The 7,136-nt window shown below is 63.5% G+C and carries 5 protein-coding genes; 1 reads left to right on the top strand and 4 read right to left on the bottom strand.

All coding sequences use genetic code 11. The features are described 5' to 3' along the window. The 3 genes from JWR89_RS01965 to JWR89_RS01955 form a co-directional block, all read right to left on the bottom strand. Window positions 1–1,936: cytochrome P450 (locus tag JWR89_RS01965; protein WP_299711123.1), on the bottom strand; the 1,936-nt coding region annotated here is incomplete at its 3' end. A 238-nt stretch (window positions 1,937–2,174) separates the two neighbouring features. Continuing rightward, entirely contained in the window at window positions 2,175–3,188 is a 1,014-nt protein-coding gene (locus JWR89_RS01960; protein WP_299711120.1) for an alpha/beta hydrolase, read from the bottom strand. Window positions 3,189–3,197: 9 nt separating this feature from the next. Further along, window positions 3,198–4,742, bottom strand: a complete 1,545-nt coding sequence (locus tag JWR89_RS01955; RefSeq protein WP_299711117.1) for a wax ester/triacylglycerol synthase family O-acyltransferase — start codon at window positions 4,740–4,742, stop codon at window positions 3,198–3,200. Between the two features lie 464 nt (window positions 4,743–5,206). Between JWR89_RS01955 and JWR89_RS01950 the strand changes: the two genes are divergently transcribed. Next, window positions 5,207–5,695, top strand: coding sequence for a phasin (locus tag JWR89_RS01950; RefSeq protein ID WP_299711115.1), 489 nt, complete (start codon window positions 5,207–5,209; stop codon window positions 5,693–5,695). A gap of 230 nt (window positions 5,696–5,925) precedes the next feature. Here the strand turns inward: JWR89_RS01950 and JWR89_RS01945 are convergent. Then, window positions 5,926–7,136, bottom strand: a 1,211-nt coding sequence (locus JWR89_RS01945; protein WP_299711112.1) for a long-chain-fatty-acid--CoA ligase, incomplete at its 5' end; no start/stop codon positions are given.

Raw genomic sequence — 7,136 nt, 5'->3', positions numbered from 1 at the left:
CCTGCACTGCCAGTGGCCGCAGCTTCGCGAACCAGGCTTCGAACTGCCCATCGAGGTCGTCGCGGGCATCGCCTTCGCCGCGGACATAGGCGTTGCTGGCGCCGTGCGCCCGCAACTGGTCGTCGATCGTGCGCGGGATCGACTGGTAGGTGGCGAGCCAGTCGCTGTTGCCGCAGCCGAACACGGCGTAGCGGACGCCGGCAAAGGCATCCTTGGGCAACTCGCCGCCCAGCCATTTGACGAACTGCGTGGCGTTGTCCGGCGCCGCGCCGTTATACGACGCGCAGAAGATCAACACGCCGCCCTCGGTCGGCAGCTTGCCGACAAAATCGTCCAGCGGCGCGAGCTTTGTTGCAAAACCATTGACCTCGGCGAGATCGGCGACCCGCGTCGCCAGTTCCTCGGCGGTGCCGAGGTTGGAGCCGTACAGCACCAGCAGCGGCGTATTGTGGCTCGGTCGTGCACGCCCGGTGGCGGCCTGCGCCAGCGGTATCGCGGCAGCAGTCGCGCCTGTCCGTCCGGCATAGGCGCCGCGATCCAGATCGGCGCGCGGCCGCACCTTGATCTTGAAGCCGTCGGGCTTGATGGTCAGCGTCTCCTTCAGCACCATCTGGTAGCGCTGGTGGTCGATGAGCCGGAAGCGCTGCAGGATCATTCCGAGCGCCAGCGCCGCCTCGTGCATGGCGAAACCGCGGCCGATGCAAGCGCGCTGGCCGTTGCCGAACGGCTTCCAGGCATGGATCGGGCGCGCTGCCTCTGCCTCCTTGGAAAAATTCTCGGGATCGAAGGCGTCGGGATTCGGTCCCCACACCGAGGGATCGCGGTGCAGCGCCAGCACCAGCACGGTGACGAAGGTGCCCTTGCGCAGTTTGTATTGCCCGCCGATGGTCTCGTCCTGGATCGGTGCGATGCCATAGGCTGGGGCCGGTGGCCACAGCCGCAGCGACTCCTTCAGGATCTGCGTGATGTAGTTGAGCTGCGTGACCTGGTGATAGGTCGGCCTGGCATCGACATCGGGGCCGAGCACGCGATCGACTTCGGCATAGGCCTTCTTCAGCACCTCCGGATGTTTCAGTAGCGCGTAGATAGCGCAGGACAGCAGCCCCGAGGTGGTCTCGTGGCCGGCGATCAGAAACGTGTTGATCTGGTAGCGGATGTTGACGTCGTCGAGCTGCTCGCCGGTCGAGCGATCGACGCCGGTCATCATGGCGCCGAGCATGTCCTTTTTGCCGTCTGCGGCCTCGGCCGCCTTGCGGCGTTCGGCGATGATCTCGTCGACCATGGAATTCATGAAGGCGACGTCGCCGGCAAGATCGCGGCGGCGCTTGTGCATCCACAGATGCTCGAGCGGCAGGCCGCGGGTCATCATGATGGTCTCGAGCGAACGCACCAGCGATTCCACGAACGGGTGATAGTCGCGCCGGTAGAACGAGTTGAAACGATAGTCGAAGCCGCACAGGCCGATGGTGTCCAGCGTCAGTGCGGTCATGTCGTGGACCACGTCGATCTCCTCATCGACGTTGAGCCGCTCCCATTTCTTCACGAGCTGCTCGGCGATATCCACCATGCTGGGATGGTAGGACTGCATGGCGCGGTTGCCGAACGGCTGCAGCAGGATGTTGTGCGCCTTGCCCCAGTTCGGGTCGCTGGTGTCGGCGGTGAACAGCCCGTCGCCGCCGACGGCGCGGACCCGGCGCAGCGCGCCGCGCACCGCCTTGTCGAAGCGCTTCTCGTCGCTGAGTTCGGTGACCAGGTCGTGGCCACCGACGATCACGATCGGCGCGCCCATCATGTCGAGCCAGAAAATCGGCCCGAGCTCCTTGCTCAATCGCGCGAGGTCCTGCACCGGCGCATTGGCATCCAGCGACAGCATGTTGCCCACCACCGGTTGCTTCGGCGGATGCGGGATCGGAGCGAGCTTGTTGGTGGGCGGCATATTCAATTTCCCCCGTAGATGCTGTTCGTCATTGCGAGGTCAGGGAAAGCCAATTGGCTTTCCCCTTAGCCCTTGCGAGGAAGCAATCCAGCCTTCGTTTGTGGCTCTGGATTGCTTCGCTGCGCTCGCAATGACGTGGCGAGGCTTTCGTTCTGTACGATGGGTAGAGCGTCTTCGCGAAACCCATCGCGGCAATGGCTTGGTTGATGGGTTTCGCTTCGCTCTACCCATCCAACGGTCACCCAAATCTTCTCCGCCGCCACTCGATCAGCTTGGCGCTGACTTCGTCGGGCTTCTCCTGCTGCGTCCAGTGGCCGCTGCCCTTCACCAGATATTTTTCGAGGTCCGGCACGATCTTTTCCATGCCGTCGGCGGCGGAGGGCGGCAGCACCGCATCGTTCTCCGCCATGATCATCAGCGCCGGTACGCGCACCGTGTGGTCGAGACCGGCGGCGCGCTCCCAGTTGCGGCTCATGTTGCGGTACCAGTTGATGCCGCCGGTGAAGCCTGATGTCTGGAACGCATCGACAAACACCTGCTTCTCGTCGTCCGACAGGATTTTCGGTCGCGGATCGCGCGCCGGGTCGTAGCCGGCGACCATTTGCGGAAAAGCCAGATTGGTTTTCGGCGACGCGCCGATGCCGGCGGTCGGAGATGCGGCCTGTTCGGTCGCGCCAGGCGCGGCCGGCGCCTTGCGCGGCATCGGCTTGCGCATGAAAAAATCGAAGGTCTTGTCGACATGGCCGGCGAAGATCCGGTCCGGCTCTCGCGCGGGATCCTGGAACTGGACGATGTACATGCTGTCGCCAAACCGCTTGCGATAGATCAGCAACGGGTCGATCGGCGCGCGATCAGTATGCGGGGTGTTGACGCCGACCACGCCGGCGACGCGGTCGATGTAGCGCAGCGGCATCTGCCAGACGATAAAGCCGCCCCAGTCGTGGCCGACGAACACCGCTTTGTCGATCTTGAGATGGTCGAGCAGGCCGATCAGGTCGCCGGTGAGATGCTCGATGTCGTAGTCCTCGACCTTCTCGGGCCGGTCGGTCGCGCCGTAGCCGCGCTGGTCCGGCGCGATGACGCGAATGCCAGCCTCGGCTAGCGCCTTGATCTGGTGCCGCCAGGAGAACGCCATTTCCGGCCAGCCGTGGCACAGCACCACCGGTGGCGCGTCGGTTCTGGGGCCGGCCTCGTAATATCCCATGCGAATGCCGTTGACCTCGGCGAACTGCAACGGCGGCATTTCAATCATGTTGGGCTTTCAACTGGCGGCACTCTTGAGTTCGTCGGGTGGCGCGAACGCCGCCTGCAACAACGCGAACTCGCCCGGCAGCATGTCGGTGAGCACCTGCACATGGGGAATGATGTTGGCGCCGGCGATGAAGCCGAAATCGAGCTGGTCGCGGTAGCTCTGCACGGTGATGTTGAGCGCCAGACCATGGGTGGCGATCGACACCGGGAAGATGTGCAGCAACTCGGCGCCGGCCGCATAGAGGGTCTGCCGCGGCCCCGGCACGTTCGACACGGTAATGTTGGCGGACGGCGGCAGCACGTCGGAGAGGTTGGTGCGGCTGTAGAGCAGCGCCAGGATCTGCACCATGATCGGCGCGCCGAGCATCGACAGACTGGAGACCTGCGGCATCAGTGCCCGCAGCGGATGCGACATCTCCTTGGATTTGGTCGATTGCGCGATGATCGCCTCAAGCCGCTCCTTGGGATCCTCGATGTTGGTGGCGATCGAGCAGATCATGCCGAACACCTGGTTGTTGGCGTCGGTGTTGCCTTCCTCGCGCAGCGAAATAGGCACCGCCGCGGTCATTGCCTTGGCGGGGAGGGCGCCTTTCTCCAGCAGATAGCGCCGCACCACGCCGGATGACAGCGCCAGCACCACGTCGTTGAGCTTGCCGCCGGCCTGCTTGGCGACCGCCTTGGCCGCCGACAGCGGCACCGAGACGCCGGCAAAACTGCGCTCCGACGAGATCGTCTTGTTGAGCAAAGTCGGCGGCGACAGCATGCTGTTGAGGCTGTCGCGCGACTTCGGATCGGCGATCTTGGCCATCACGTCGGAGACGCTTTTCAGCATGGTAGGAATGGAGCCGGCGAATTTCACCGCGCTCTCGATCTGGAACATGGCATTGTCGAACAGGATCGAGCCGATGTCGCTCTTGCCGGAGCGCGGCAGGTCGATGCCCTTGCCGGCGCCCTCCAGCGGCTGCCGCCATAGCTGCTGGTAGGAATCGATGAAGCTTGCTGCGATGTCGCGCGGTTCCTGACGCAATTTCTCGCGGATCGCCGGCTTTTCGATCTCGCGCGGGATCGGCGTGACGTCATAGATCATGCTGGTCAGCGCGGCGCCGGCGCCGCCGTCGATGCAGGCGTGATGCATCTTGGAGTACAGCCCGATCTCGCGGTCCTTCATGCCTTCGAAGACGTAGAACTCCCACAGCGGCCGGGCGCGGTTCAAGAGCTTGGCATGCATCCAGCCGACGATGCGCTCCAGCGTGGCGCGATCGTGCGGGGCGGGCAGGCTGCCGCGAAAAATATGGCGGTCGATGTCGAACTGGTCGTCCTCGACCCAGGAGGGGTGGTCGATGTCCAGCGGCGCCTTCTCCAGCCGCGCCTTGAGGATCGGCGCCACATGTAGCCGCGAGGCGATCATCGCCTTGAAGTCCTCGAAGAAGTCGCCGGCATAGTCGTCGGGGAGGCGGAAGATCGCCATGCTGCCGACGTGCATCGGCATTTCCGGCGTTTCCAGATATAGAAACGACGCGTCCATCGAGGACAGCTTCCTGCCGGCTTCCGCCATGACACCCCTCCCGTCGCACATCCCATGGCGCCTTTGCGGCGCTCTACCGGCGAGTGTGCCCATTCGTAGCGCGGATTTGCAACGACAAAAACGGCCGGCCCATTCTGAGCCTTCGAGGCCATCGCGACCGGCTGAATCCGCCGCCGGTGCAGGGGCGTTTATAAGGATGCTATTATTTTAATCCGCCATCTTTGCGGAGTGCCAATTTTAGGAGCGGGCGTATGATTGGCCTAAAGCGGAATCCCGTTTGTTTTAAGCATCAAACGTATACCCGCGACGGGTGTCACATTTTCCTGCGCAAGACGTAGGCGATTACCGCCACCAAATGATGCTGTTCACGGATTCGTGATATCGCACCGCACCATCAATGTTGCGGCGCGGCATTTACCATGTCATAGAAGTTGCATCCCGGGCCAAACGGACGGGCCGAGCCATTTGCTCACACCCTGAGGATGGAGACGACCATGACCACCGAGACCGAAACCAACACCGTGCTGAACAGCGTCAAGCAGGCGTTCGCGCCGGTGACCGACGCCTTCGCCAAGCTGCAGACCATGGAAGTGCCCGAAGCGACCCGCGACTTCGTCAAGCGCGCCGCCGGCACCGCCTCGGACAAGGCCGCGGAGTTCCATGCCGGCACCGAGAAGGTGACCTCTGCTATCGAGACCGCGGTATCGAGCTCGGTGAGCGAAGCCGCCAAGATCAGCCGCAATATCCAGACCGCGTTCTACCAGGATGTCGCCAGCTTCTTCGCCGGCATCGACAAACTCGCTTCGGCCAAGTCGCTGAACGAGGCCGTGCAGATCCAGTCCGACCTGGTGCGTGCGCATGGCGAAGTGCTGGTGTCGCGGGCGAAGTCGTCCACCGAATATCTCGGCACCCTCGTCGCCGACGGTGCGAAGTCGGCGCAGGACAATTTTGCCAAAGCCGCGTCCTACGCCAAGACCGCGTAAGCGCAACGTCATCAACTGAATTTCAAAGGCCCGCGCAAGCGGGCCTTTTTTCTTTTGGCATCTCTCCTCGTCATTCCGGGGCGCGCCGGCCGGCGAAGCGGGCCGGCGTGAACCCGGAATCCCGAGTTGGCTTCCAGCTCGGAGACTCCCATCTCGAGATTCCGGGTTCGCGTCCGGCAAGAGCCGGCCGCGCTCCTGAATGACAGTGTGGCGGTGACTGCGCTACGCGCTCAATTCACCTGCCGCTCCCGGCCTTCCCAATAGGGATCGCGCAGATGCCGCCGCAAAATCTTGCCCGACGCATTGCGCGGCAAGGCTGCGATGAAGTCGATCGACTTCGGCGACTTGAATCCGGCGATGCGTTGCCGCGTGAACCCGATCAGGTCGGTCGCGCTGACCGTCTTGCCGGGCTTCAACACCACCACCGCTTTCACCGCCTCGCCCCAGACATCGTCGGGCACGCCGACCACCGCCACTTCGGCGACATCCGGATGATCGCAGATCGCACTCTCCACCTCGGCGGGATAGATGTTCTCGCCGCCGGAGATGATCATGTCCTTGATGCGGTCGTGGATGTAGAGATAGCCATCCTGGTCGAGATAGCCGGCATCGCCGGTACGCAGCCAGTTGTCGGCACCGAGCGTGCGCGCACTGGCTTCCGGCAGGTTCCAGTAACCCACCATGTTCGATCCCGAACGCGTCGCGATCTCGCCGACCTCGCCCACGGGCAGCGGCTGATTGTTGGCATCGAGAATGGCGATCTCGACCCCGGGCAGCGCGCGGCCGGCGGAGCGCATGCAGTCGCGGCCCTCGACGTGGTCCTCCGGGTCCAGCACCACGATGGTGCCGGTGGTTTCGGTCATGCCGTACATCTGCACGAAGCCGCAGCCGAACACGCTGATGCATTCCTTCAGCAGCGCGGCGGGAATCGGCGACGCGCCGTACAGGATGTAGCGCAGCTTCGAAAAATCCACCTCGCGGGCACGCGGCTGGCGGACGATGAACTGCATCGCCGCCGGCACCAGGAACAGTTTGGTAATGCCGTGCTGCTCGAAATAATCCAGCACCTTGGTGGGATCGAACTCCCGCATGATCACGCTCTTGGCGCCGTGATACAGGCCATAGACCGCCCAGCCGATGCCGCCGATATGGAAGATCGGCATCGCCACCAGCGAGACGTCTTTTTCGGTCCAGACATTCCAGTCCGGCGTATCGATCTCGGCGATCCGCAGCAGCGACAGGAAGTTGTCGTGCGAGAGCATCGCGCCCTTCGGCTTGCCGGTGGTGCCGGAAGTGTAAAGCTGGATCGCGATATCATTCTTGCTCAAAGCGATGTGCGGATCGGCGTCGCTCTGGGCGTCGCGCCAGCTTTTGAAATCCTGCCACTCCGATGCGCCGCCTTCGGTGGTCATGAAGCGCACGCCGGGCAGTTCGCCCTGCA

Source organism: Tardiphaga sp., from assembly GCF_028290785.1.
Taxonomy (GTDB): Bacteria; Pseudomonadota; Alphaproteobacteria; order Rhizobiales; family Xanthobacteraceae; genus Tardiphaga.
The sequence above is the reverse complement of the archived record's forward strand: the minus strand, read 5'-3'. Positions and strand labels throughout refer to the sequence as shown.